The sequence below is a fragment of the Streptococcus cristatus genome, assembly GCF_001578775.1.
In the GTDB taxonomy this organism is placed as follows: domain Bacteria; phylum Bacillota; class Bacilli; order Lactobacillales; family Streptococcaceae; genus Streptococcus; species Streptococcus cristatus_A.
Genome location: NZ_KQ969062.1, coordinates 58,198 through 81,903 on the forward strand (window position 1 = coordinate 58,198; position 23,706 = coordinate 81,903).

At 39.1% G+C, this 23,706-nt stretch carries 25 protein-coding genes; 20 read left to right on the plus strand and 5 right to left on the minus strand.

Annotated features, from left to right (window positions below):
* The first annotated feature begins 10 nt into the window (after nucleotides 1–10).
* Nucleotides 11–1,261: a S41 family peptidase gene (locus SCRDD08_RS00290; RefSeq protein ID WP_061421932.1), complete on the plus strand. Its 1,251-nt coding sequence runs from the start codon at nucleotides 11–13 to the stop codon at nucleotides 1,259–1,261.
* Nucleotides 1,262–1,300: 39 nt separating this feature from the next.
* On the opposite strand, the gene SCRDD08_RS00295 is transcribed toward SCRDD08_RS00290, so the two are convergent.
* The 5 genes from SCRDD08_RS00295 to SCRDD08_RS00315 all read right to left on the minus strand — a co-directional run bounded on the left by SCRDD08_RS00295 (nucleotide 1,301) and on the right by SCRDD08_RS00315 (nucleotide 4,814).
* Entirely contained in the window at nucleotides 1,301–2,254 is a 954-nt protein-coding gene (locus tag SCRDD08_RS00295) for a S66 family peptidase (protein WP_061421933.1), read from the minus strand.
* A 68-nt stretch (nucleotides 2,255–2,322) separates the two neighbouring features.
* Nucleotides 2,323–2,937, minus strand: coding sequence for an HAD family hydrolase (locus SCRDD08_RS00300; protein ID WP_061421934.1), 615 nt, complete (start codon nucleotides 2,935–2,937; stop codon nucleotides 2,323–2,325).
* Nucleotides 2,938–3,009: 72 nt separating this feature from the next.
* On the minus strand, nucleotides 3,010–3,909 hold the full coding sequence (locus SCRDD08_RS00305) for a DUF4097 family beta strand repeat-containing protein (protein ID WP_061421935.1): 900 nt from the start codon (nucleotides 3,907–3,909) through the stop codon (nucleotides 3,010–3,012).
* The gene (locus tag SCRDD08_RS00310; protein WP_061421936.1) at nucleotides 3,902–4,501 is read right to left on the minus strand and encodes a DUF1700 domain-containing protein; all 600 of its coding nucleotides are present in this window, start codon (nucleotides 4,499–4,501) and stop codon (nucleotides 3,902–3,904) included. Before SCRDD08_RS00310 ends, SCRDD08_RS00305 begins: the two co-directional genes overlap by 8 nt.
* The gene (locus SCRDD08_RS00315; RefSeq protein ID WP_005591427.1) at nucleotides 4,488–4,814 is read right to left on the minus strand and encodes a PadR family transcriptional regulator; all 327 of its coding nucleotides are present in this window, start codon (nucleotides 4,812–4,814) and stop codon (nucleotides 4,488–4,490) included. Before SCRDD08_RS00315 ends, SCRDD08_RS00310 begins: the two co-directional genes overlap by 14 nt.
* A gap of 265 nt (nucleotides 4,815–5,079) precedes the next feature.
* Between SCRDD08_RS00315 and SCRDD08_RS00320 the strand changes: the two genes are divergently transcribed.
* From SCRDD08_RS00320 to SCRDD08_RS00410, 19 genes are all read left to right on the plus strand, one after another.
* Nucleotides 5,080–5,211: a teichoic acid D-Ala incorporation-associated protein DltX gene (locus tag SCRDD08_RS00320; protein ID WP_005591428.1), complete on the plus strand. Its 132-nt coding sequence runs from the start codon at nucleotides 5,080–5,082 to the stop codon at nucleotides 5,209–5,211.
* A 20-nt stretch (nucleotides 5,212–5,231) separates the two neighbouring features.
* Nucleotides 5,232–6,782, plus strand: a complete 1,551-nt coding sequence (gene dltA, locus SCRDD08_RS00325; RefSeq protein WP_061421937.1) for a D-alanine--poly(phosphoribitol) ligase subunit DltA — start codon at nucleotides 5,232–5,234, stop codon at nucleotides 6,780–6,782.
* On the plus strand, nucleotides 6,779–8,023 hold the full coding sequence (gene dltB, locus SCRDD08_RS00330) for a D-alanyl-lipoteichoic acid biosynthesis protein DltB (RefSeq protein ID WP_048765657.1): 1,245 nt from the start codon (nucleotides 6,779–6,781) through the stop codon (nucleotides 8,021–8,023). The genes dltA and dltB overlap by 4 nt, the downstream gene beginning before the upstream one ends.
* A 21-nt stretch (nucleotides 8,024–8,044) precedes the next feature.
* Complete coding sequence (dltC, locus tag SCRDD08_RS00335) at nucleotides 8,045–8,284, plus strand: D-alanine--poly(phosphoribitol) ligase subunit DltC (protein WP_005591431.1); 240 nt, start codon at nucleotides 8,045–8,047, stop codon at nucleotides 8,282–8,284.
* Entirely contained in the window at nucleotides 8,277–9,548 is a 1,272-nt protein-coding gene (gene dltD / locus SCRDD08_RS00340; RefSeq protein ID WP_061421938.1) for a D-alanyl-lipoteichoic acid biosynthesis protein DltD, read from the plus strand. The genes dltC and dltD overlap by 8 nt, the downstream gene beginning before the upstream one ends.
* A gap of 24 nt (nucleotides 9,549–9,572) precedes the next feature.
* Nucleotides 9,573–10,052, plus strand: a complete 480-nt coding sequence (locus SCRDD08_RS00345) for a GNAT family N-acetyltransferase (protein ID WP_061421939.1) — start codon at nucleotides 9,573–9,575, stop codon at nucleotides 10,050–10,052.
* 705 nt (nucleotides 10,053–10,757) lie between these two features.
* Nucleotides 10,758–11,048 carry a WXG100 family type VII secretion target gene (locus SCRDD08_RS00350; RefSeq protein WP_061421940.1) on the plus strand — a complete coding sequence of 97 codons (291 nt, stop codon included), beginning with the start codon at nucleotides 10,758–10,760 and terminating at the stop codon, nucleotides 11,046–11,048.
* 44 nt (nucleotides 11,049–11,092) lie between these two features.
* Nucleotides 11,093–11,584 carry a type VII secretion protein EssA gene (essA, locus tag SCRDD08_RS00355; protein WP_061421941.1) on the plus strand — a complete coding sequence of 164 codons (492 nt, stop codon included), beginning with the start codon at nucleotides 11,093–11,095 and terminating at the stop codon, nucleotides 11,582–11,584.
* Nucleotides 11,547–11,798, plus strand: a complete 252-nt coding sequence (locus tag SCRDD08_RS00360; RefSeq protein WP_061421942.1) for an EsaB/YukD family protein — start codon at nucleotides 11,547–11,549, stop codon at nucleotides 11,796–11,798. Before essA ends, SCRDD08_RS00360 begins: the two co-directional genes overlap by 38 nt.
* Before the next feature lie 28 nt (nucleotides 11,799–11,826).
* Nucleotides 11,827–13,002 carry a type VII secretion protein EssB gene (gene essB / locus SCRDD08_RS00365; RefSeq protein WP_061421943.1) on the plus strand — a complete coding sequence of 392 codons (1,176 nt, stop codon included), beginning with the start codon at nucleotides 11,827–11,829 and terminating at the stop codon, nucleotides 13,000–13,002.
* Nucleotides 13,003–13,005: 3 nt separating this feature from the next.
* Entirely contained in the window at nucleotides 13,006–17,445 is a 4,440-nt protein-coding gene (essC, locus tag SCRDD08_RS00370; protein WP_061421944.1) for a type VII secretion protein EssC, read from the plus strand.
* Between the two features lie 132 nt (nucleotides 17,446–17,577).
* On the plus strand, nucleotides 17,578–17,970 hold the full coding sequence (locus SCRDD08_RS00375; RefSeq protein WP_061421945.1) for a YwqH-like family protein: 393 nt from the start codon (nucleotides 17,578–17,580) through the stop codon (nucleotides 17,968–17,970).
* 9 nt (nucleotides 17,971–17,979) lie between these two features.
* A complete protein-coding gene (locus tag SCRDD08_RS00380; protein ID WP_061421946.1) occupies nucleotides 17,980–18,264 on the plus strand; it encodes a hypothetical protein in 285 nt (94 codons plus the stop codon).
* Nucleotides 18,261–18,914, plus strand: a complete 654-nt coding sequence (locus tag SCRDD08_RS00385) for a DUF4176 domain-containing protein (RefSeq protein ID WP_061421947.1) — start codon at nucleotides 18,261–18,263, stop codon at nucleotides 18,912–18,914. The genes SCRDD08_RS00380 and SCRDD08_RS00385 overlap by 4 nt, the downstream gene beginning before the upstream one ends.
* Nucleotides 18,904–20,409: a T7SS effector LXG polymorphic toxin gene (locus SCRDD08_RS11250; RefSeq protein WP_061421948.1), complete on the plus strand. Its 1,506-nt coding sequence runs from the start codon at nucleotides 18,904–18,906 to the stop codon at nucleotides 20,407–20,409. Before SCRDD08_RS00385 ends, SCRDD08_RS11250 begins: the two co-directional genes overlap by 11 nt.
* A 1-nt stretch (nucleotide 20,410) precedes the next feature.
* Nucleotides 20,411–21,412, plus strand: a complete 1,002-nt coding sequence (locus SCRDD08_RS00395; protein ID WP_061421949.1) for a hypothetical protein — start codon at nucleotides 20,411–20,413, stop codon at nucleotides 21,410–21,412.
* On the plus strand, nucleotides 21,409–21,867 hold the full coding sequence (locus SCRDD08_RS00400) for a hypothetical protein (RefSeq protein WP_061421950.1): 459 nt from the start codon (nucleotides 21,409–21,411) through the stop codon (nucleotides 21,865–21,867). Before SCRDD08_RS00395 ends, SCRDD08_RS00400 begins: the two co-directional genes overlap by 4 nt.
* The gene (locus tag SCRDD08_RS00405) at nucleotides 21,854–22,312 is read left to right on the plus strand and encodes a DUF5085 family protein (RefSeq protein WP_061421951.1); all 459 of its coding nucleotides are present in this window, start codon (nucleotides 21,854–21,856) and stop codon (nucleotides 22,310–22,312) included. The genes SCRDD08_RS00400 and SCRDD08_RS00405 overlap by 14 nt, the downstream gene beginning before the upstream one ends.
* An 80-nt stretch (nucleotides 22,313–22,392) precedes the next feature.
* Nucleotides 22,393–23,655 carry a hypothetical protein gene (locus tag SCRDD08_RS00410; RefSeq protein ID WP_231089360.1) on the plus strand — a complete coding sequence of 421 codons (1,263 nt, stop codon included), beginning with the start codon at nucleotides 22,393–22,395 and terminating at the stop codon, nucleotides 23,653–23,655.
* Nucleotides 23,656–23,706: the final 51 nt, after the last annotated feature.

The following is a 23,706-nucleotide window of genomic DNA, read 5'->3' on the forward strand; positions in this document are numbered from 1 at the left end:
GAGCAATACGATGAGAAAAACGGCTATTTTTGAAGATGTTGTTTCGATTATGACCCAAGATTCTGCAACTAAAAAGGATATTGACGGTGCGGATCCGACTGGTTTTCGCGAATGTATTTCAGACGATATGAGTGAAAAGGACTTTCTTTATCAGGTTCAGACTTATCTAGCTAGCTTCGGAGTTATCGGCCACGTAGCTTTTCGGGAGAAATATGCTAAACCAAAAGGTTTTGTTCTACGTTCAACAATCCAAGGACTTTATGTTGAGCAGGCTAATGAAGATACGAATTTGCAGGCGGGCGATCAAATTGTGAAACTGGATGGACAGCATCTAGAAGAGTTTTATAGGATGCACCGAGCGTATTTTACCAGTTCAACGCCCGAGCGAAACTACCGTGAGTGGAGCGAGTTGATTTCAAAAGCTAGGCAAGTGACTGTTTTGCGAGCAGGAGAAGAGCAAATCCTTTCAGTTGAGCCTAGCCAGAATCCTATAGAAAGTCGATTTGAATGGAAAGAGTTAGAAAAGGGTGTTGTTTATCTCCGTTTGGATGACTTTAGGAACGAGAAAGCCATAAACAAACTCTATCAGGAAGCACAAGATGCTATCAAGAGGGCTGCTTGTCTGGTGATTGATGTCCGTCAAAATACTGGCGGGATGGACTCGCTGTATTTTCCCCTGCTCCACTATGCTCTTTCTGAGGGGCAAGTCTATTCTGACTTGGGTAGGACTGATGAAGGGATGGAAATTCTCTACACAGAGCGGAATGTTGACCTGCGTTTGAAAGATTTTGAAGCCTACGTGCAGCAGGAAGGGATTAATCAGGAAACGAAGGATTTGTTGGAGATAATCATGCAAGACCTGCAGGCCAATCGGGGCAAAGGCTATGTCAAATTTGGAGGCGAGGACAGGGAAATGTTTCCTAATGTGAAAGGAGGAAGCCATCCTGAGAAGATTTTTGTCTTGGCAGATGTCTACTGTGCTTCGTCGGGAGACAATTTTGTCCAGATGATGAAATGGTTTCCTAAGGTGACGGTTCTGGGGCGCCCGACTCTTGGAATACTAGATTATTCCAACTGCTGTCAGGTAGATTATGGTGACTATAGTTTGAATTTTCCAACTTCACGCGCTCTAGCACTTGATAAGGGACAGGGGATAACAGACAAGGGGATCGAACCAGACATCCTTATTCCTTGGACAGTTGAACATCTGGAGCGGGATGTGGATTTGGAGCGCTGTTTAGAGATGATTCATGACTTTTAGATATCAAAAACGACCTTTTGTTTGGAGGTCGTTTCTTGTTTATTCGTCAATTTTGATAGACATCGTCTCCGTATCCACGGCCACTTGAGCACCGATGGTAATGGTAAAGAGTGGCTGAGTATGGGCAAAGTCCAAGTCATAGAGGACGGGAATTGTCTTTAGAATAGGATGTTTATCCAAGATATAAAGGAGCAGCTCCTCTGTCATCTGGCATTCTTTTGGAAAGCGGCCGATGAGAAGGGCCTGCGGGTTAGGATAGGCCTGAAGGAGGGCAGCTAGATTGCGGTCAAACTCCACATAATCATCTTCCTCGGCCTCTTCAACAAAGAGGACGTAGTTTTCATCTGTCGGGGTATAGGGTGTCCCACGCAGAAGTGAGAAGGTAGAGAGATTGCCGCCGATAGCAGTGGCTTGGGCTTTTCTATGGTTGTAGACTTTCCACTCTGTCTCATGGAAGGTCAGTGGTGCATCTGGCAGATACCAGGCATTACTGCCCCATTTTTCACTAGGAGTCAATTCATAAGAAGTCTGGCAAACGGCCTTGAGCCAGCTCTCGGTCTGATAGTCCTGCAGGGCATCCATTTTAAAGCTGGAGTAGGACGGTCCCATGTAGGTTTTCATGCCGGTCTTGCTATAGATAGCGTTGAGCAAGGCTGTTGTGTCTGAGTAGCCGCAGAAAATCTTAGGATTTTTAGCAATCAATTCAAAGTCCAGATAGGGCAGGAGTTCATTACAGTTGAAACCGCCGATAGTAGCCAGAATAGCATCAACTGAGTCATCCGAAAAGGCAGCATGAATGTCTGCCACCCGGCTTTCGATGGAGGCAGAGCCTAGTATATCATTTTCCAGATAATGCTCCGAAAAAGACACGGTAAATCCTAGCTTTTCCAAGCGCTCCTTGGCGGCTAAATTGGCCTCAAAGCCACCAATGTGTTCGATTGACGACGAGGGACTGACGACCCGAATGTGCATACCAGGTGAGAGCTTTTTCATAGAAACCTCCTTGTGATAATTTTTTATAGAGTATCATAACATAAAGGCTATAGGAAGTAAAGGTGGGGTTAGAGAATTTTTAGCAAGTCCGATAAGGAATTTACAGTAAAATCAGGTTCTTCTGACGGTGATTGGATTGGACCATATGCACTAAATCCTTGTTTTATCCAAATAGTTTCCATGCCTAATACCTTAGCTGGCACAATATCATTATCAAGTCTGTCACCAATCATAACAGCAGATGAAGCAGAACATGAAGCTTGTTGAAGAGCTAGTTGAAAAATTTTAGAACTAGGTTTTGAAAATCCACAGTCAGCTGATGAGATAATCAGATCAATCCATTGTCTGATAGCAAACTTTTCTAATCGCTCCTCTAAGCCAGGTAGTTGATTAGCGATAATACCTATTTTATAGCGATTATGTAGTATTTCTAAGACCGTTTTTGTATCTGGGTAAAGTGTTTCTAGTTCAGAGTTCCATTTCGGACGTTCTAGGCCAAACTCTTGTAATGCTATTAAATCTCCCTTTTGTCCCTCTTTAAATAAGAGTAGCATTCGCTGATAAAATGTATCATAAGTAATATTTGTTTCTGCAATTGCTTGTTCAATCCTATCTTGATAAGCTTTCTCTTCATTGATTAAAGTAGAACCAATATCAAAAAATATCCATTTATAATTTGTCATTCGAAACACCTCTCTATCTTATTTTACCATTTTGACCATAAAAAACGGAACCAATTAGGCTCCGTTCTATTTTTAATGACTAATCTCAATGCTGCCGGTGCTGGTGCGGGCGGTCAGCTTGGCTTGGGCCTGTTCATTGGTATGGATGACCCGATCGCCGATAAAGTCCTCTTGGTCGTGGCTGGTCTGCATGTCCTTGGGCAGTTCAATGTCACCTAGATCTGTTTGCAGGTCCAGTGAGATGGCTTTGTAGGTCTCTTCGGCGAGGTGGAGATCGATGGAACCATTGCCGCTGGACATGTTGATATTGCCCTTGAGGGTTAGTTTATCACTAGTGATACTACCGTTGGAGAGACTGATTTGAGTATCGGTCAGGCTGGTTTGGACTAGCTCGATGCTACCGTTAGCACTTTCAATGCTACCGCTCTTAATTTGGCTCTGACTGAGTTCGATAGAGCCATTGCTGAGATCGGCTTTTAATTTTTTGATTGTCAGGTCATTGATTGATAGGCTACCGTTAGCCAAACTGGCCTTGACCTGCTCCAAGTTCCTTCCCTTAGGTAGGCTTAGAGTGATTTGTTGAGTCCTTTCTAATTCTCCATCTATCAAGCCCAGTAAAGAGCGTAGACCACTGCTAATGTTGATAAAAGATCTTGCTTCCTGAATGTATAAACTTCCGTTTTTAGCTTTAGTAGCCACTTTTTCAGATGTCTTGCCGTCTCCTTGATAATAGGTCAAGTGAACCTTATCATCGGGCGATTCTCCAATTATGACCGAGCGATTGTTGAGCTCCAGATCTAGGGAATGGATATTATCATAGGTTTCTTCTTGCTTGGCCATCTTGGCGCTGGAAACGGAGCTTCTCACCAGATCCTGCAGACCACCACTTGCTAGCCCTGCCAGTATGAGGCCTAGACCCAGCAGACAGGCAACAATCGCAATGCTGAACACGGTTTTTCTTACTTTAAACATGACGGCCTCCTTTCCGGGCCAAGGCTTGGGCGAGTTTGACAAAACTCAGTTTGATAAAGCGAAGGATAGGACCAATGCTGAGATAAAAGAATCCAGCCATCCCCAAGGCTAAGAGGCTCATCCCCAAACTAAGGGAAAAAGCAGGAATCGAAGTAGCCATGCCGAGAGTCAGGCTGTCCCAAATCAGACTAGCCCCTATGGCAAACATAGCAAAAGCAAAGATGGCCATAACAAAAGCAAAGACACTGATGAGGAGGAAGAAAGTAAAGACTAAGGTCAAAGCCAAAATCAGGAGGGGAATTGCCAGCGGTGCTGCCAAGATGGACAGAATGGCAATCTGGACGATCTGCTTGCTATTTTTGACAGAGCCAGCTTCTTGACTGTCTTCTTCTATTTTCTTGTCCAGAAGATTGATGATAATCTCGTGAGCGGCTTCTTTGGGGCTGCCCAGCTCAGCTATAGCCGCTGCCTCTCCCTCAGGACCTACCTCGTCAAAGTACTCGGTGAAGTAGTCCATGGCTTCTTGATAGTCTTTTGCTGGCAATTTTTTTAAACATTTTTCTAGCTGGTCTAGATATTCAGTTCTTGTCATGGCGAACACTCCCTTCGATAATGCCCTTAATCATGCTGGTATAAAGCTCCCATTCATTTTTGAGGCTGACCAGTTGTTTCTGACCTGTTGGGGTCAGAGAATAATATTTTCGTTTTCGACCTTGATATTCCTGAGAGTAAGTCTCTAAATACTGACTCTTTTCCAATTTTTTTAGGATAGGATAAAGCGTGGACTCCTTGATATCGGCAATGAGCTTGATGGTCTGGCTAATCTCGTAGCCATAGGAATCTTCTTTATCTAAAATCGCTAAAATCAGAAATTCTATCAGGGTAGAAGATGTAGGGAAATACATGCACTACCTCCTATATATAAAAATATTATATATAAACTTTCTACATATAGGATAATCCCTTTTAAACTAAAAGTCAAGTAATATATAGAAATTTTACTTATAGATATTGAAAAGGATTTCATCCTTGAAAGATAAGGGAAGTAACTCTTTTTCTCTTTATTTCCTCACAAGAACTTTACACAATTGATAGCTTTTATATTGAAATCTTTCTCTATAAAATGGTAAAATAATCTATGTCTATCTAAAAAAGATAAGAGTGAATGAAATGACGAAATATAAGACGATTTATAAGTTTGTAGGGCAGACATTGCTATACTTTGTGATTTTCGTAGCCCTGCTTTATTTCTTTAGTTATCTTGGTCAAGGTCAAGGTGGCTTTATCTACAATGAATTTTAAAGTAAGAGAGTACCATACACATGTCAAACACAGCAATTACAGATATGATTGAAGCGATTGAGCACTTTGCTCAGACGCAGCCAGATTTCCCTGTCTACAATGTCCTCGGACAAGTTCATACTTACGGAGATTTAAAGGCCGATTCCGATGCACTGGCAGCCAAGATTGATAGCTTGGGGCTGGCTCCCAAGTCACCAGTCGTGGTCTACGGTGGTCAGGAATATGAAATGTTGGCTACTTTTGTGGCCTTGACCAAGGCTGGTCATGCTTATATTCCTATTGATAGTCATTCAGCCTTGGAGCGCGTGACTGCTATTTTGGAAGTAGCTGAACCAAGCCTGATTATTGCCATTGCGGATTTTCCGCTGGCTGATACAGATGCAGCCATTCTCAGTCTGGAAGAGGTTCGAGCGGCTTACGCAGAAAAGACTGCCTATGAGATGAGCCATCCTGTCAAGGGTGATGATAATTACTACATCATCTTTACTTCTGGTACGACTGGCAAACCTAAGGGTGTGCAAATCTCTCATGATAACCTGCTCAGCTTTACCAACTGGATGATTACAGACAAGGAATTTGCGACACCGAGCCGTCCGCAAATGCTGGCGCAACCGCCTTATTCTTTTGACTTGTCAGTTATGTACTGGGCACCGACTTTGGCACTAGGAGGAACTCTCTATGCCCTGCCTTCTAGTCTGACTCAGGACTTTAAGCAGCTATTTGAAGCGATTCTTAGCTTGCCTGTAGCAATCTGGACTTCTACACCGTCCTTTGCGGATATGGCCATGCTTTCGGAAGATTTTAACAGCAAAAAAATGCCAGGCATTACGCATTTTTACTTTGATGGGGAGGAGCTGACGGTCAAGACAGCTCAGAAATTGCGGGAGCGTTTCCCTGAGGCTCGTATTATCAATGCCTATGGCCCGACTGAAGCAACGGTTGCTCTGTCTGCAGTTGCTATCACAGATGAGATGCTAGCGACCCTCAAGCGTCTGCCAATCGGCTATACCAAGGCGGATTCGCCAACCTTTGTCATCGATGAAAATGGGCAAAAGTTGCCGAATGGTCAGCAGGGGGAAATCATTGTCTGTGGACCAGCCGTATCAAAGGGCTACCTCAACAATCCTGAAAAGACAGCTGAAGCCTTCTTTGAATTTGAAGGGCTACCAGCCTATCATACAGGTGATGTGGGTACGATGACTGATGAAGGTCTCCTACTCTACGGCGGTCGTATGGACTTCCAGATTAAGTTTAACGGCTATCGCATCGAGCTAGAGGATGTGTCTCAAAACCTCAACAAATCCAAGTATATCGAGGCGGCAGTAGCAGTGCCACGTTATAATAAGGACCACAAGGTTCAAAACTTATTAGCCTACGTTATTTTGAAAGACGGTGTTGCAGAGCAATTTGACCGCGAAATCGATATTACCAAGGCTATCAAGGAGGATCTGCAGGATATCATGATGTCTTATATGATGCCGTCTAAGTTCCTCTATCGGGAATCTCTGCCCCTAACACCAAACGGCAAGATTGATATCAAGGGGCTGATTAGTGAGGTCAACAAGTCATGATGGATTTCTTGAAACAGCTTCCTCATCTGGAGCCTTACGGAGACCCACAGTATTTCCTTTATCTTATCTTGGCTGTTTTGCCAATCTTTATCGGACTTTTCTTTAAAAAACGCTTCCCAGTCTATGAAGCCCTGGTCAGCTTGGCTTTTATCGTCTTGATGCTGACGGGCCCTAGTCTGGCGCAGCTTTATGCCCTGCTATTTTATGTCGTCTGGCAGACGATTTGGGTTTATTCTTATAAATTCTACCGCAAAAAGCAGGACAGCAAGTGGATATTTTATTTGCATACAGCATTGGCGGTTCTGCCCCTATTCTGGGTTAAGGTCGAACCAGCTATCAGTGGCCATCAATCACTCTTTGGCTTTCTGGGAATTTCCTATCTGACCTTCCGCTCAGTTGGTATGATTATTGAGCTGAGGGATGGCGTGCTGACTGATTTCAGCCTCTGGGAATTCCTCCGCTTTATGCTCTTTATGCCCACTTTTTCTAGTGGTCCCATTGATCGTTTCAAGCGTTTCAATGAAAATTATCTCCAAATTCCAGAGCGCGATGAGCTTCTAGATATGCTGGAGCAGTCGGTCAAGTATATCATGCTGGGCTTTCTCTATAAGTTTGTCTTGGCTCATATCTTTGGCCACATGATTTTAGGGCACGTCAAGACCTATGCCCTCTATACTGGTGGTTTCTTCAATCTGGGAACGCTAGGCGTCATGTATGTCTTTGGTCTGGATCTCTTCTTTGACTTTGCCGGTTATTCGATGTTTGCGGTGGCCATTTCCAATCTCATGGGCATCAAGAGCCCTATCAACTTTGACAAGCCTTTTGTTTCACGCGATTTGAAAGAATTCTGGAATCGATGGCACATGAGCCTGTCCTTTTGGTTCCGTGACTTTGTCTTTATGCGCCTGGTCATGGTGCTTATGCGTAATAAGGTCTTTAAAAACCGCAATACGACTTCCAGTGTAGCCTATATAATCAATATGTTGGTCATGGGCTTCTGGCATGGTGTGACCTGGTACTATATCGCCTATGGTCTCTTCCACGGTCTGGGCTTGGTGGTCAATGACGCTTGGCTCCGTAAGAAAAAGACCATCAATAAAGAGCGTAAAAGTAAGGGACTGCCAGCCCTGCCTGACAACAAGTGGACCCAAGCGCTGGGGGTTGTTATCACCTTCCATGTTGTCATGTTCTCATTCTTGATCTTCTCAGGATTTTTGAATGACCTTTGGTTTAAAAAATAAAATGTAAACGAGGAAACTATAATGGATGTAAAAGCAGAAGTAATTGAAATTATTGACGAATTATTTATGGAAGATGTTTCGGACATGATGGACGAGGATTTGTTTGATGCTGGCGTTTTGGACAGTATGGGGACAGTAGAGCTGATTGTTGAGCTGGAAAACCGTTTTGACATCCGTGTGCCAGTATCAGAATTTGGCCGCGATGACTGGAATACAGCCAATAAAATCGTTGAAGGCGTAACGGAGCTTCGTAATGCTTAAACGACTCTGGCTGATTCTGGGGCCGGTCTTCTGCGCCTTGGTCATGGTCGCCCTGCTCTTTTTCTTCTATCCGCTTGAGAAAAAGCACGATGTGGAAGCAGAGAAGCGGGCAGCTGTGACTCTTACAGCAGAAACGTTCAAAAGCCGTAGCAAAAAAATGACGGCCCTGACAGATCAAGATACCCGTTTTGTGCCCTACTTTGGCTCCAGCGAATGGCTGCGCTTTGACAGTATGCACCCAGCTGTTTTGGCTGAAAAGTATGACCGCAATTACCGACCTTATTTTCTAGGGCAGCGGGGGGCGGCTTCGCTCAACCAATATTTTGGAATGCAGCAGATGGCTTCTGAGCTGGAGAATAAGACAGCGGTATATGTCGTTTCTCCGCAATGGTTTACCAAAAAAGGCTATGATGCAGCAGCTTTTCAGCAGTATTTCAATAGCGACCAGCTAGCTGGCTTTCTCAGCTGGCAGGACGGTGGCGTAGGCGCTCAGTATGCGGCCCAGCGACTTTTGCAGCTCTATCCCAACATTGCTATGGGAGATATTGTCAGGAAAGTGGCCGATGGAAGCCAACTGACTTCTTTTGAGCAGCAGTATATCCATACTATGAGTCGGATTTATCAGCGGGAGGATGCTTTTTTCAGTACATTTGCTGCTGGTAATAATGGCAACTATGACACGAAGGTTTTGCCTCAGCTTTCCCGTCTTCCAGATGACTTTTCTTATGAAGAGTTGGAGCAGCTGGCTACGGCAGATGCTGTCAAGCAGACCAATAACAATGATTTAGGTATCGATAACGACTTTTATAAGAAGCGTTTGGCTAGAAAAATCAAGAAGTTCAAAGGCTTCCAATCCAAGCAGTCTTACGAAAAGTCTCCTGAGTACAATGATTTGCAGCTAGTTTTGGAACAATTTGCCAAATCCCATACGAATGTTATCTTTGTCATTCCACCAGTCAATGCCAAATGGATGGCCTATACTGGACTGAGCGAAGAGATGTATCAGCGGACAGTTGAGAAGATTAAGTTCCAGCTGGAGAGTCAAGGTTTTACAAATATTGCTGACTTTTCTAAGGACGGCGACAAGCCTTACTTCATGCAGGACACGATCCACATGGGCTGGAATGGCTGGCTGGCTTTCGACAAGGCTGTCGATCCTTTTGTGTCTAATCCTCAACCTGCTCCGAATTATCAGATCAATGAAAAATTCTTCAGTAAGGAGTGGGCTAATTACACGGGTAACTACGAGGAATTTGTCAAATAAGGTAATAGGCTGGAAGGAGGCGACATGATTCGCTTGGCGGAAATGCAGGATATCCCAGCGATTTTAGCAATTTTTGATCAGGCTAGGGAGTTTATGCGGACTATGGGAAATCCCAGTCAGTGGCCAGCTTCCTATCCGAATCGTCAGCTGGTAGAGGAAGATATTCGGGCAGGTCACTGCTATGTCTTTGAAAAGGCTGGGCAAGTTGTTGGAACCTTTGCGTTCATCATCGGACCAGATCCAACCTACCAAGAGATTGCAGGTGCTTGGCATTTTTCAGAGCCTTACGGTACAATCCATCGTATCGCTTCAAATGGACAAGTCAAGGGTCTGGCTTACCTGTGTTTTGACTTTTGCTTGCAGCAGATTCCTTATCTTCGCATTGATACGCATGAAGATAACCAGCCGATGCAGGCAGCCATTCGCCGCTACGGTTTTAGCCAGTGTGGTACGATTTATTTGCCAGATGGCAGCTCTCGCCTTGCCTACGATTATCATCAATAAAAAAATCTGCTTATTGGGATTATCGAGGATTCTTAATGAATTAATTAGTTCCATATGATTCTTTTTAATGATGTTCTAGTCACATTAGACTATAATTCGTATAGGATCTTTTGTTTATACTAAAATACTCCACAATACCTCTATGTTATAGAGATGATAGGTTCTATAGCTATAGCGCTTGATAGAAATGCAAAAGTAGATGTGGATAAAATTGTGATTCATTTAATGAGAGTAGTGACAATAGACGACAGTTTAAATGGATTGTATAGTCTTTATAAGAATAAGTAATTTCTCATATGGAATTATCTCCTGATAATTGTTGCAATAAGTATTTATAATTCAAATATGCTGAATAGTTGGACAAATATGCTATTTACGTTAGCTTAGAAGGCGCCTAATATGTAAAGATTTTATAGGATACCATAAGGATGTTGATTTATGAGAAAAGGTAGGATGTGGCGTACTATTGCCTTAATGCCTTATATAAAATGAAAAGAAAGTTTCTACTGGAAGTATAAAGTAGTAAATAGATTCTACTGTCTAAGGATAGCTACGAAAAGAGACTTAAGAAATAATAGATATAGTTTAATTATTTAATAAGTAACATGGGAATCTGTTTTTAGCAGTACTTTGTACTTCAAAATTGACAAACTCTTATAAATATGATAAATTAAAGAAGTAATAAAAACACAAAAGGAGACACCTATGTCAGTTATTAGTTTAACCCCAGAACAGCTAAAAGAACAAGCACGTATTTATACTAGTGCTAAAGATCAGATTGAACAAGCAATTCAAACTGTTAATAAAACAAACGGTGAAATTGCATCACAGTGGAAAGGTCAAGCTTTTAATGCTTACCTCGAACAATATAATCAACTATATACTCATGTTCAAAAATTTGAAGAACTTTTAGTAAGTATTAATCAACAATTGAACAACTATGCTCAAACTGTTGCTGAACGCGACCAACATGATGCGCAAAGTTTTGGTTTGTAAAAAGAATTGAGGGGCGTCAGGGAAACTTGACGCTTATTTTTGTTATGAAAAAAAAAGCAAAATTACAGATTCTATTTATATGTTGTTTGTTACTACCTCAATTAGTGTTTGCAGATGATGGGAAGTTAAAGCTAGACACAGATATTATTACAAATGGTACTCAGGAAAATAATAATGCCAATCTAATCGAATCAAAGTATGCACCTAACCTGTTCTTGAATCGAACAAAAAAAGCGGTGGATGAAAGAAATCGGACAACTAAAGAGTTACTGCAAGAAGCAGAAATAAATATTTTTAAGCAAGAGAAAAGTTTTTCTATTTATGGATTAGATACACTTCAATTAAAAAAATCACTATTTACAGACTATAAATTAGCTGAAGGTTTTTCTGTAACTAAACATAATAATAAAAAAATTGGAAAAGGAATATTTAATATATTGATTGCTATTTTTTTAATTTTTATGACTACTGCAGGAATATTTTTAGGAAGGAAATGGCATGGACTTAGGAAAAGTAGAGATAACAATAGAATATAAACAGAGAGAATTAGATATTAGAGTTTCAAAGTCTCTAACTTGGATAAATTTTAAGAAGATATTGAATAATAGAGTGATTAGAACAAAACTGGGGCTGCCAGTTGATGATCAATTTTGGTTTAAAGTAAAAAATAAACATATTCACATAGAAGGAAATGATATTTTAGCCAATTATCCTATTAGTAATGGAGATATACTAGAAATTATCGGTTAGAAAGAAGAATTAGGAAGGGTAGTAATATATGTTTGACGGGGATAAGCTAATTTTTTTGAAGGCGGAGAATAAAGTTACTGTTCAAGTTTCCTCTTCAGGATATGACAGAGAACGGCTAGATGCTATCAAAGAATACTGTCGTGTTGCGATAAGACAAGAAGATGGTTCGCTGTGTTTAGATTATGAAATACCTGCATATTTTAAAACAGTTACAGAGGAGTTGTTCTCATTAAAGACAGAATTGGAGCGATTTGCTCTAGCCCAAAAAATGACTTCTATAGAATTAGGAGAAAATAATTTTAAAATTCCTTATATACATCCAGAAAATATTGTTATTTTAGGTGGGAAAGTGAAGATGCTTCATCGAGGGATTGAGAAGTTATTGTCTCCACGGATATATGATGAAGAATTTTGTCTAGCATCCTACAAAGCATTGATGGTATCTATTTTAGTGCCAAAAGTAGATTTTGAGTTGGCTGTTAGTGGGTTAGATGCTGTTAAAGATAAAATTGCTCAGGATATTATTCCCTTAAGGACTTTGGAAGAAATTAATCAGTATGTTTCTGAAAAATATTATACATTGTCAAAAAAGAGTTCGATAGAGAATATTTTGGTCAATACTAAAAAATGGAAAGGTCTATTGATTGCTACGTCGGTTCTAGCTGTTGTTTCTGCGGTTCTTAGTTTCACAACTTATCAATCTATGTTCAAGGATGGACCTTTAAAATCTGCAGTCATCATGGCACAATCAAACTTTATGAGAAAAGATTTTTCTGAGACAGTCGAATCGCTAAAGGCTTATAGTGTAGATTCATTACCTAAAGAGGCGAAATACATTCTAGCAGCTAGTTATGTTCGTTTAGATAGTTTGAGTGATAAGCAAAAAGAAACAGTATTAAATACGATTACGGAATCTAGTGATGATACTATTTTGAATTATTGGATTTATTTGGGTCGTGGAAAATTTGAAAAGGCACTGGATGTAGCCCAGAATATTGGAGATACCCAACTTATTCTGCATGCTTATACAAATCTTTATGAATCAGTCAGGTCAAATGTAAATATGAATGGTTCAGAGAAACAGAAAAAATTGAGTGAATATGAGAAAAAAATAAAGGAATTATCCTCAGAAATTGGTGAAAAAAGTACGGATGACAGTAGTCACTCTAAAGATACTTCTTCATCAAAAGGAAATGGTGAGTAGTTGATGGAAGAAAATAAGAACGTATACTATCACCAGCTAGGTGATCAACTTTTCGAAGAGTATCATCCCCTCTACACGTTACTAATAGAAACGAGAGAACTCTTAACTGCTAATATAATAGATTCACAGTCTATTTTATTGAATGGTAGTGCATATAAATTGGAGAACCAGACTGTTTATCGAAATGGAGATATCTTAAAGTTAGGAGAGACAGTTTTTGGTGAGGAAAAAGTCACTTTATTAGAGTCTGAAAAAGAAATCTTTACGACCTATATTTTTGCTCCGACAGAGCTTTTCATTTGCAGTAGTCAGGAAGAAGCTGATCTGAAGATTAGTTCTTCAACAGTTTTGATTTTCTCCGATAAACAAGTACAGATTGAAATTGGTGATAGGCCAGTTTATCTTAATTATAAACTAATTGAAGAAAGTGGGTTATTTCCATTTGAAATAGGAGATATGATTGCTACTGCTCAGCATTTCATTGAAAAGCGAAAGTTACAATGGAAAATTTCTTCTCTCTACTCAATTCCTATTTTTAATCTAGAGAAAATATTAGTTGAAGAGTGTGCAAGCGAATATCCTCAAGATTTTCCAGAGTATCGCAGAAGCCCTCGGATTAATCCCTCCATTTATAGTTCAAAAATTCATATTAATCAACCTCCTTTGCCGATAAAACCAGCCAAAAATTCATTAGTAAGAGCGATTGTCCCTGCACTTGGGATGTTCGCAATTACAGCTTTTAGTAGTTTTGTTTTCAAAGGGAACCCGTTGATGATGATTGGTATGGGTGGGTTTAGCCTGCTAACTGCTGGTACAACCATGAGCCAGTATTTTGAAGAAAGAAAAGATAATAAAGAGCAGGAGCGTATTCGGGTAGAAGATTATGAAAAATACTTGCTTAAGCAAGTTTCAGAATTAAATCGATATTATCAAGAAGAGGCAGCGATTCTAAGGTATAATCAACCAGAAATTCAAGTTTTAGCAGATATGATTGCTCGGTATGATTCTCGTATTTACGAACGCTTAGATTACAATGAGGATTTTTTGCAACTTTCTCTTGGGCTTGGTAATAAAGTAAGTCAGCTCCAATTGCAAACGAATTTTGATATTCAAAGTAAAGATGAGTCATCTAAATTTGCACAAAAGGTTCTTCAAAAATATCAGATACAAAGACAGGTTCCTATTACTGTCAATATTGCACAAGCGACGGTCGGATTGATTGGTAATCAAGAAGTTACCAAGACAGCTATTTATAATTTGCTCTTGCAGTTGGCAATTTTTCATAGTTATTTAGATGTGAACTTTATTAATTTGGTTCATGAGCATGATTATGAGAAAGATTGGTCAGAATGGCGTTTCTTACCTCATTTCAAAATGCAGGAACGAAATATTCGAGGTTTTGTGCATGATGCTCGAAGTCGTGATGCAGTTTTAAATTCTTTTTATCGTATTATCCAAAAGCGCTCTCAGCTAAAAAAAGAGATGGGTGAGAAAGATGCACGATTTAAGCCTCACTATGTTTTAACCATTTTAGATGACTCACATCTTTTAGGGCATAGTTTAAACGAATATCTTGCAAAAGATTTGACAGAACTTGGTGTTACTGTTATTTGGGTAAAAGAAGCTCAGCGTTTATTGCCTGAAACAGTCACAACATTGATTGAATATAAAAATCAGAATGCTGGGCAGATTATCAATGACGGTCGAAATTACAGCGCTCAGACATTTTGTCCATATTCAGCTTTGCCGACTTACGAACAATGCGTTCGGACATTGGCAAACTTAGAACACCTTGAAGTTGAAAAAAATACGATTCCTAAGTCTGTTTCTTTCTTAGAGCTGTATAATGTTAAAACAGTAGAAGAAATAGATTTAGGTTCGAATTGGCGAAGGGCTGATACTTCAAAGACATTGGCAGTTCCTTTAGGACTTCGTGGGAAAGATGATGTTGTTGAGTTGAACCTTCATGAGCGAGCTCATGGGCCGCACGGACTCGTGGCCGGAACCACGGGTTCAGGGAAATCAGAAATTCTTCAATCCTATATTCTATCTTTAGCAGTAAATTTCAGTCCAGAGGATGTTGGCATCCTTACCATTGACTTTAAAGGTGGAGGAATGGCCAATCTTTTCAACAATCTTCCTCATATGCTTGGGGCAATTACGAATTTAGATGGGGCTTCAAGTGCACGTGCCTTAGCCTCTATTAAGGCGGAACTGCAAAAGCGTCAAAGATTGTTTAGTCAATTTGGAGTGAACCATATCAATGGTTATACTAAATTGTATAAAGAAGGACAGTTAGCTGCTGATAAGGATTCTTTTCCAAGCAAGCCTTTACCACATTTATTTCTTATCAGTGATGAATTTGCAGAGTTGAAACAGCATGAGCCAGAATTTATGACAGAACTTGTATCAACTGCTCGTATTGGACGCTCTCTTGGGGTTCACCTTATCCTCGCGACTCAAAAACCGTCAGGTGTTGTTAATGACCAAATATGGTCTAACTCGCGTTTTAAATTAGCCTTAAAAGTTTCAGATGCATCAGATTCGTCTGAAATTATAAAAACACCAGATGCAGCAAGTATCAAAGAACCAGGACGTGCTTATCTACAAGTTGGAAATAATGAAATATACGAATTATTCCAATCCGCTTGGAGTGGTGCAGCCTATGCTCCGCAGGGAGATGATAAAAAAGAGACGGTTGATGAACGGATTTGGCTGATTAATGATTTAGGACAATATGAGCTGCTATCTGAGGATCTATCAATTGATGAGGATTATACAACTACAGAGTCTGAAGAAATCACTGAGCTTGATGCACTTGTGAATTATATTTCTGAATTTACTAGTCATTTTTCTATTACTATGCCAGATAGACCTTGGCTGGAGCCATTGGAGACAAGGATTATATCACCAGAAACGGATGTGCATTGGACAGATAAAAAAGTTTTGGCGGTTCCTTTTGCTAAGATGGATATACCTACTGAGCAGAGACAAACTAATTTTAACTTTGATATAGAAAAGATGGGTCATACTGTCTTTTACGGTTCCCCTGGTTTTGGTAAGTCTGTTGCACTCCAAACCTTGGTGATGAATCTTGCTCGACTAAATACTCCAGAACAAGTCCATGTTAATTTGTTTGATTTTGGTACGAATGGTCTGCTACCGCTTAAGGAGTTACCTCATGTAGTTGATTTGACAAGATTTGATGAAGAAGAAAAACTAGTTAAATTCTTAAAGAGAATTGATCATGAATTGAAAGCTCGCAAGGAGAAATTTGCGGCTTACAATGTAGCAAGTCTTTCTCAATATGAGCAGAAATCTGGTGAAAAGCTTCCGATAATTTTAACCATTTTTGATGGATTTGATTCTATAAAGGATACACCTTTAGAAGAGTCAATTGAAAATTTGGTTAATCGAATTCTACGTGAGGGAGCTAGTTTAGGCTGTTATGTGATTTTAACAGTTCTTCGTTCGAATAGTCTTAAAATTAGTATGTCAAGCAATATAACTTCACGGATGGCCTTCTTCATGGTAGATGAAGGGGCTGCTAAAGAAATAGTAGGTCGCGAGGCCCTCATTCAGCAAGAAATTTTCGGACGTGCTCAAATTAAAGAAGATATCCCTTATGCTATTCAGGTCTATTTACCTACGGGTGGTGACAATGATATTGAGCGCCTCTATCAGTTAGAAGAGGAAATTAAGACGATATCAAATATGTGGACGGGGGTACGTCCAGAGCCAATTCCAATGTTGCCAAATGAGATTACAATGGAAGATTTTGAGCAGGCAAAGGAAACACAGACTATGCTGCATCAAGTACAAGTTCCAATAGGTTATGATAAAGAAACAACAAAGATTGTTGGCTTTAATCCAGAAGAGCACGGCTACTTTGTGATTATGGATGATACGCCTCAGCAGACAGAAATGCTTGAAGTCATTATCATGAAGGCCCTTAAACAATTGGAAGGAAAAGCTCAACGCATCGTTTTTGATCTAGAGGGTCGATTTGCTAATCAGGCTGATTGTGACTCAGTTATCACATCAGAAGAATTTAGTGCAGTCATTACGGATATCGTTGGTGAAATAGAGCGCAGACTTCATGGAGGACATAAGATCCCAATGATTGTGTATATGCCAGATATACATATTCTTAACGAGAAAATGTTAATCTCATTTAATACTTTAGAATCTATTCTAAAAAATGCAGCTAAAGCAGGAGTTTATTTCATTTTCCACGGCCATCAAAAGACTATTGAAAATAAATTTGATGAGTTCAGTAAGCGATTGCGGTCAAATATGCCGGCAGGTATCTTTGGAACTAGATTTATGGATCAAGGGATGATCAAAGGGAAAACGAATTATAATGAGCCACTTCTGGAAGTAGATGAAGTTCATTTCTTTGTCGGAAGAGAAGTTTATCGGATCAAGTTGCCTAATAGATGATTATGTAAACATACCCATTAGCTTTTTAAAAGCGGGTATGTTTTTTGTATTACCTAACCTTACTAGCTATTCTATTTTAAATATGATAAAATAAAAGCGATATTTTATATTGATAGCAAAAGGAGAAATGAGATGAGCTCGTATTATAGAGATGTAGCTGCAAGATTTCGCAGGAGAGCCGCAGAAGCTCAAGCCGCTAAAACTGAAATTGATGGTAAAATCGCTAAGTTAAAAAATGCTAGTAGTAAATTATCAACAGAAATTCAATCTATAGGCAATAAAAGTAGATCACTTGGTCAGATAATTCCGTTGGATTCTACAAGTTTTAAGGGAAGTCGTCAAGAAGATTTTGAAGCACAATTTTATGCTCTAGGAACTCATATCTCTAATTTCTGTATTAGTCATAGCAATAATAAGACAGCTATTGATGACAAGATTCGCTCTCTTAAGTCAGAGTCGGAAGGTTTGCAGTCTACGATTAATTCTTATTATCGGCAGGCTCGTATTTATGATTGTATGGAATAGGAGGTAGACATGAAACCGATAGGTGTAGATAAAGCTAGATGGAATAGTATTACTAAGGGTGTATCGTCCTCAACGACAAATATTGGTCGTATAAAGGATTTGACTTTCAAAAAAACAGATCTCACCCCTTTTACAACGTTTAATGAGGTGTTAGAGCACTTTAATAAATCAATCGTTAAGTTGAAAGATTTTACCCGAGCTGATGCTTCTAAGATGGAGCAAGCTGCGAAGAATAAAGTTCAGGATGACGCTCGAGAAGCAGGTGCTATTCAAGCTGGGGGGATGATGAAATGAAAGAAGAACAGCTATCTTTATTTAAGCAAGCTCTTAGTCGCATAGAGGTGACTGAACAGGCTAAAGAATTTTTATTCGCGGTTTCTATGACTCTCTCAGGACATACGGAAGTCTTTCGCAAGTGTTATTTGGCTTTTATGAATGGAGAGGACTCTTATCACTACCATCCGATGATTGGGGCTCCACTAGATTTTTTCTTTGAGGGTTCTGAAGTTCGAGTGAAGCGTCTCAAAGAAGAGGTTGTTCTTTCGCGAGGTCACTTTATCCAATATGCTTCGTATGTTGATCTTTGTTTTAGCCGTATCTATCCTTTAGGCAGTGTCGTAGAGTTGGATCGAGACCTTCTTCCACAAGATTTGGTTGCAGCCTTTGAGAGTGAGCAGATGGACTTTTTTGTTGTTCTTTCTGGTCGCAGAGTAGTGATGGAAACGGGAAGCTACATAGATTACATAGGATACACATGGCCTTTTGGGTTGCGATTTGATACGGCTCCCTTGTTTGTAAGCAATCTCTTCATCAAGCGAGTCGTATCGGAAGGATATACAGATATGACAGATGAGCGCTATTGTCAAGAAGCCTTTCGCAGAGAGTATTTCAATGAGGGCATTGTTTCTAGCGTATATGGAGAGGAGATAGTGAATGAAGATTGATTTATCTGAGGTACAGGCTCAGAAATCGGCCTTGAGTACATCTGTGGGTAGTATCAAGGGCGAGATAACAAAAGCCAGAAGCAGTTTGTCCCAAGTTGTCTCTACAGATAGTCTCAAAGGTGTAGTTAAGGACACAATCAACCAAAAGGTTTCTAATTACCAGATTCCCTTGCTAGATAACTATACCAATGCTTTGGATAGTATAGTAAACCGCTATGATGGGATTATCAAGCTTTTTAAGGAGAAGGTTGGTGAGACCAATGACAGTGCGATTATCAATACGGAGTATCTAGAGCGAGTTAAGCAAAGGATGAAAGATCCCATTGAAGGCTTAGGTAAGATTTCGACACGAACACAGAGTATTTATTCGGATATTAGTGATATTATCTCACTGAGTAATCCTAGCTTGGATGATGTCAATACGACCTATGCCAAAGCCCAAAAGAGCCTCGATGATACGATTAAGAACATGGAGACGTTTAATAACGTTATTCTGAATACTGATACTTTTGATCTGATTGATATGCAAGATGGTCAACTTAAGGCTTTGTCTTCATACAGCAGTGTTTCATACACCAATCAAACAGCAAGAACTTTCTACAGAGGAGAATCTTTCAAAAACTCTGTGGAGGAAATTCATACTGCCTTACATAGTAATTCGCGTAGTAAGGTCAACTACCAAAACAAACTAGCTAAGCAGTTAGCGGAGTCTAAGTATAGTGGAACAGTAGCTTCGACTCAACAAAAAGATATTGCTGCAATGCAGATTGGTGAAACCTTTGGTCTTTCTCAACCAAAAAGCGAGGAAGTTGCAGATTATATCAAGACATTGGGAGAAGCTGTCATTACTTATCGAGGCTCCAAAATTTTTCTTAATGGTGTTGAAATAACGATGGATAGCCAAGGAAGAATGAGATGGGGAAATAAGTTTATTTTCAAATCTTCTACTAACAATTTATACAGGCATGGTCGCAATTTCCAAAATGCTTCAGGAATTGATCTAGAAAATTACCACTATTCAGGTAATTTGCAAGGTGTTGCTCGTATGAAAGAAATGGGTAAAGCGGGCTGGAGCGGTTTCAAAGAGTCTCTTAATCCATTAAATGATGCTAAAGGCTGGAAAGAAGTAGGGAAAGTTGGCAAAGCGTTTAAATTAGCTGGAGGAATTTTAACAGCTATAAATATCTATAATAATTTTAGGGAGAATGTGGATATATCTGATGGTATCTCAGCAAAAGAAGCGCGAGATTTTGTAATTGATTCAGCCGTTGATATTGGATCAGGTGCTGCAGCTGCTGGATTGGGTGCTGCTATTGGTTCAGCATTCCTACCCCCGTTAGGTACCGTAGTAGGCGCAGCTGCTGGTATAGGAGTTAATTTATTTCTAAATAATTTTGAATTTGGAAGCAAAAGCATAGTAGATCACACTAAAAATATTACAAAAGGTATAGGAGATGGTATAGGCAATTTAGTAAGTTTGGTGTTTGGAGGTTAATGTGAAAGAAAAAACAATAGAAGAAATTCAGAATGCAAATAAGGCCTACTTTAAAAGTTTAGCTAACACACGAGCATCTGCGAGTATGATGGTTATTTCATGGACAGGAGTATTTATATTAGCACTATTAATTCTTGTTTTTTATTATTATCTTGACAAAGTCGTTTTAATGAATCCGCTTAACAATTGGTTCTTTGATTTACTCCTTATTTTCTGTCTTTACCTAATCATTGCATTTTTTATTCCATTAGTAAGTTCTTTTATATATAAAAAGCAAATTTTATCAACTATTTTTCTTATACTAGTCTATATTGGGGTTTACTTTTCTTTGCAAATGTTGATGCTACTGATTCTGGTTACTTCCATTTCAACGAAGGAATTTACGATAGGTTTTCCCAAATATTCTCCAATTTTTGTTCCATTTTTAGCTATTTGTACGGTTTGTGGCTTTATTTATCATTATTTTTGGTTAAAGAGACAGTTAAAAAAAGGCTTCTCTATCAATAGAACAATGAGCAATTATTTTGCGAAGTCTAGCGCCTACAGTAAGAATTCTCTTCTCATAATTTTTACGCTCTCCATGCTAGGTGGGCTTCTTTCAGGTAAATTGATACTTATCTTTGGGATTCTTGGAACTCTTCTTTTCAGCTATGCCTTTTCTCAACTGATCACAGAGGTTGCCTACCTTTTATATCTAAAAACTCAGAGTAAGGACTACTGGGAAGATGAACCTAAGAAAAAAGAGAATTTTCGAGATTTATTTAAGGGATTTAGTTTGAAGAAAGCAAAAATTCGTATTCCTGTTGAGATTTTGGTTTGTTCAATATTCCTAGGTATTATGTACAATATTGGCTATTTCAATCTTAGTTCCCCAACTCCTCTTTGGCTTATTTGGCTTGCTAGAGTACTGATATGCGGTATAGGACTAGATATTTTGGGAAGTTTTATTCTATTGATGATTAAAAAAGTAAAAAATGGCTTCAAAAAAGGAAAAAAACAATGAAATTTAAAAGAAAAGAATTAAGCCTGCAGAATTTAATTGGTTTTGGGTTAGAATTAGAGCCCCGAGCCACCTTCTTTGAACGTTTGATTTCAGATTCGAAGGAATTTAAAATACAAATGATACAAAATGGCTTTTATACAGATGGACCGATGTTTTATGCTTACAATCCAATGAAAGCTAGTCAAGATGTTCTTGTGTTTACAACAGTTGGGAATAAACTTGAGATAAAGGGAGAAAATACTTCTGGTATTTTCTTTCAGGAGTCATTGAATTTCACAACAGATTTTTATTATCGCCATTATAATCAAGAAGATCCTATCCCTTATGAAGAAATAGAAAAAGAAATTTCTGTATCAGGATTTAAGCTGGTAAATATTTTTCATGCTGTATTAGATTTGTATGGTGATTATGTAGTGGATTTATATTGTGAGGTTGAGAAAGATGAAGTTACCTGAAGATGTTGTGAAAGTTCATAGGCTTGCATTTCAAAATGTGGTTAGAAAGAGGATGTCATTTCATTATAGTGAGCTGGAAAAACATTTGGAACAATTTGTATCAGGAGTTGTAGATGCGGGCTACCAGTTAAAAGGCCCGTTTTTCTACAGTTTGAATAATGTTCCTCTAAATGAGATAGTGGATATTGAAATGTTTATGCCTGTGTCGAATGATATATTTCAGTTAGAAGGTTATAAGTTTTCAACTTATTTTGAACTCAATAATTTGTTAAAAACAGTTGTCAGAGGAGATTTTGCTTCAATGACAGAAGTAGGCTTTGCAAAACTAATAGATTCACTTGAAGAAAACGATTTAGAGATGGCAACACCTTTTTATCATGTGATTCCAAAAGATGGTTTACAATATCTAGAGTTGTTAGTTGGTTATACTGATAAGGTCTTATAAAAATTTTTGATATTAAAGTCTTAAGTAAGATTTCAACACGAACACAGAGTATTTACTCGGATATTAGTGATATTATTTCTCTGAGTAATCCTAGCTTGGATGATGTCAATACGACCTATGCCAAAGCCCAAAAGAGCCTCGATGATACGATTAAGAACATGGAGACGTTTAATAACGTTATTCTGAAAACAGATACTTTTGATCTGATTGATATGCAAGATGGTCAACTTAAGACTTTATCTGCATACAGCCGTACTTCATACACCAATCAAACAGCAAGAAATTACTACAAGAAAACGCAATTTAGAAATTCCGTTTCTGAAATTAACACAGCTCTCCATAGCAACTCGCAAAATGTAAAGTATCAAAATGCTCTTGCAAAACAACTTGCCGAGTCTAAGTACAGTGGGAAGGTAACGGCAAATGAAAACCTAATAGATTCCTTGTTTAATTCTTATAAAAATATCACAAAAGGTGATCTATATAAAGATGGGAAAAGTTATAAAAAATATTTGAAATCTGTTTTGCCGGCTTTGTATGCGGCTTATCGTTTTAGTCGAGATAAACGAGGAAACACCATCATTCTTAAAGAGACAACAAAATTTGGTAGGTTGTTAGATGAATACTTTAAGCTTGGGAAAAGTCTGGATAAGAGTAATAAATATAAAATTGTACAATATAAAAATGGTGAATTAACTAAGACTTTTAAATCCCTGATGGAGAAGTTAGGGAAAACACGTTATAATGAGGACCTAAGCAAAGTATTCAAAACCTTTACTGATACCACTAAGATGAGGCACAAATTTGCGAGGGTGACGAAAAGTATTGTGAAGACGAGTGGTAGCTTGTTTAAGGAAGGATTTATCAAAGAAGTAACTTTTAACGGAGCTGGGAAAGCCTTGTGGAATGCTAGCAAAGCAGGAGGAGGAAAAGGTTTAGTTCAGTCTGCTAAGGAGGGGTTGAGAAACTATAAAGAAGGATTTAAAACAGCTTCTAAGTTTGGTAAGTTCTTAAAAGGAGCAGCAGTTGTTGGTGTTGCCTTAGATGTTGTCGATACTTTTTCGAAAATACATGATAATTCTCAGAATGCCAAACGTCAGGGTCTTAGAGGTAATGAAGTTAAAGCAAGTGTGGCAACAGGTTTTGTGATTGATGCGGCCAAGGCGGCAGGAACAACTGTTGCAGCGACAGCGGCAGCAAGTGCAGGTGCTGCATTAGCAGGTGCTGGGCTAAGTCTATTAGGTGTTGCGACAGCCCCTGTTTGGTTAACTGGGCAGCAGCAATCGCAGCAAGTGCAGGTGCGGTTTGGGTTGCAAATAAACTTAACGATAGTTTTCATATAACTGATAATCTTAAAAAAGGAGTCAATGGCCTGATAAAAGGCATGAGAGGAT

Bases quoted from the DNA above. Each gene is read 5' to 3' on its own strand.
- SCRDD08_RS00385 (WP_061421947.1), top strand. From the start codon at position 18,261: ATGAAAGAAGAACAGCTATCTTTATTTAAGCAAGCTCTTAGTCGCATA.
- dltB (WP_048765657.1), top strand. From the start codon at position 6,779: ATGATGGATTTCTTGAAACAGCTTCCTCATCTGGAGCCTTACGGAGAC.
- dltD (WP_061421938.1), top strand. From the start codon at position 8,277: ATGCTTAAACGACTCTGGCTGATTCTGGGGCCGGTCTTCTGCGCCTTG.
- SCRDD08_RS00300 (WP_061421934.1), bottom strand. From the start codon at position 2,937: ATGACAAATTATAAATGGATATTTTTTGATATTGGTTCTACTTTAATC.
- SCRDD08_RS00310 (WP_061421936.1), bottom strand. From the start codon at position 4,501: ATGACAAGAACTGAATATCTAGACCAGCTAGAAAAATGTTTAAAAAAA.
- SCRDD08_RS11250 (WP_061421948.1), top strand. From the start codon at position 18,904: ATGAAGATTGATTTATCTGAGGTACAGGCTCAGAAATCGGCCTTGAGT.
- essC (WP_061421944.1), top strand. From the start codon at position 13,006: ATGGAAGAAAATAAGAACGTATACTATCACCAGCTAGGTGATCAACTT.
- SCRDD08_RS00295 (WP_061421933.1), bottom strand. From the start codon at position 2,254: ATGAAAAAGCTCTCACCTGGTATGCACATTCGGGTCGTCAGTCCCTCG.
- SCRDD08_RS00320 (WP_005591428.1), top strand. From the start codon at position 5,080: ATGACGAAATATAAGACGATTTATAAGTTTGTAGGGCAGACATTGCTA.
- dltC (WP_005591431.1), top strand. From the start codon at position 8,045: ATGGATGTAAAAGCAGAAGTAATTGAAATTATTGACGAATTATTTATG.
- SCRDD08_RS00350 (WP_061421940.1), top strand. From the start codon at position 10,758: ATGTCAGTTATTAGTTTAACCCCAGAACAGCTAAAAGAACAAGCACGT.
- essA (WP_061421941.1), top strand. From the start codon at position 11,093: ATGAAAAAAAAAGCAAAATTACAGATTCTATTTATATGTTGTTTGTTA.
- dltA (WP_061421937.1), top strand. From the start codon at position 5,232: ATGTCAAACACAGCAATTACAGATATGATTGAAGCGATTGAGCACTTT.
- SCRDD08_RS00345 (WP_061421939.1), top strand. From the start codon at position 9,573: ATGATTCGCTTGGCGGAAATGCAGGATATCCCAGCGATTTTAGCAATT.
- SCRDD08_RS00400 (WP_061421950.1), top strand. From the start codon at position 21,409: ATGAAATTTAAAAGAAAAGAATTAAGCCTGCAGAATTTAATTGGTTTT.
- SCRDD08_RS00305 (WP_061421935.1), bottom strand. From the start codon at position 3,909: ATGTTTAAAGTAAGAAAAACCGTGTTCAGCATTGCGATTGTTGCCTGT.
- SCRDD08_RS00375 (WP_061421945.1), top strand. From the start codon at position 17,578: ATGAGCTCGTATTATAGAGATGTAGCTGCAAGATTTCGCAGGAGAGCC.
- SCRDD08_RS00380 (WP_061421946.1), top strand. From the start codon at position 17,980: ATGAAACCGATAGGTGTAGATAAAGCTAGATGGAATAGTATTACTAAG.
- SCRDD08_RS00315 (WP_005591427.1), bottom strand. From the start codon at position 4,814: ATGTATTTCCCTACATCTTCTACCCTGATAGAATTTCTGATTTTAGCG.
- SCRDD08_RS00290 (WP_061421932.1), top strand. From the start codon at position 11: ATGAGAAAAACGGCTATTTTTGAAGATGTTGTTTCGATTATGACCCAA.
- SCRDD08_RS00360 (WP_061421942.1), top strand. From the start codon at position 11,547: ATGGACTTAGGAAAAGTAGAGATAACAATAGAATATAAACAGAGAGAA.
- SCRDD08_RS00405 (WP_061421951.1), top strand. From the start codon at position 21,854: ATGAAGTTACCTGAAGATGTTGTGAAAGTTCATAGGCTTGCATTTCAA.
- essB (WP_061421943.1), top strand. From the start codon at position 11,827: ATGTTTGACGGGGATAAGCTAATTTTTTTGAAGGCGGAGAATAAAGTT.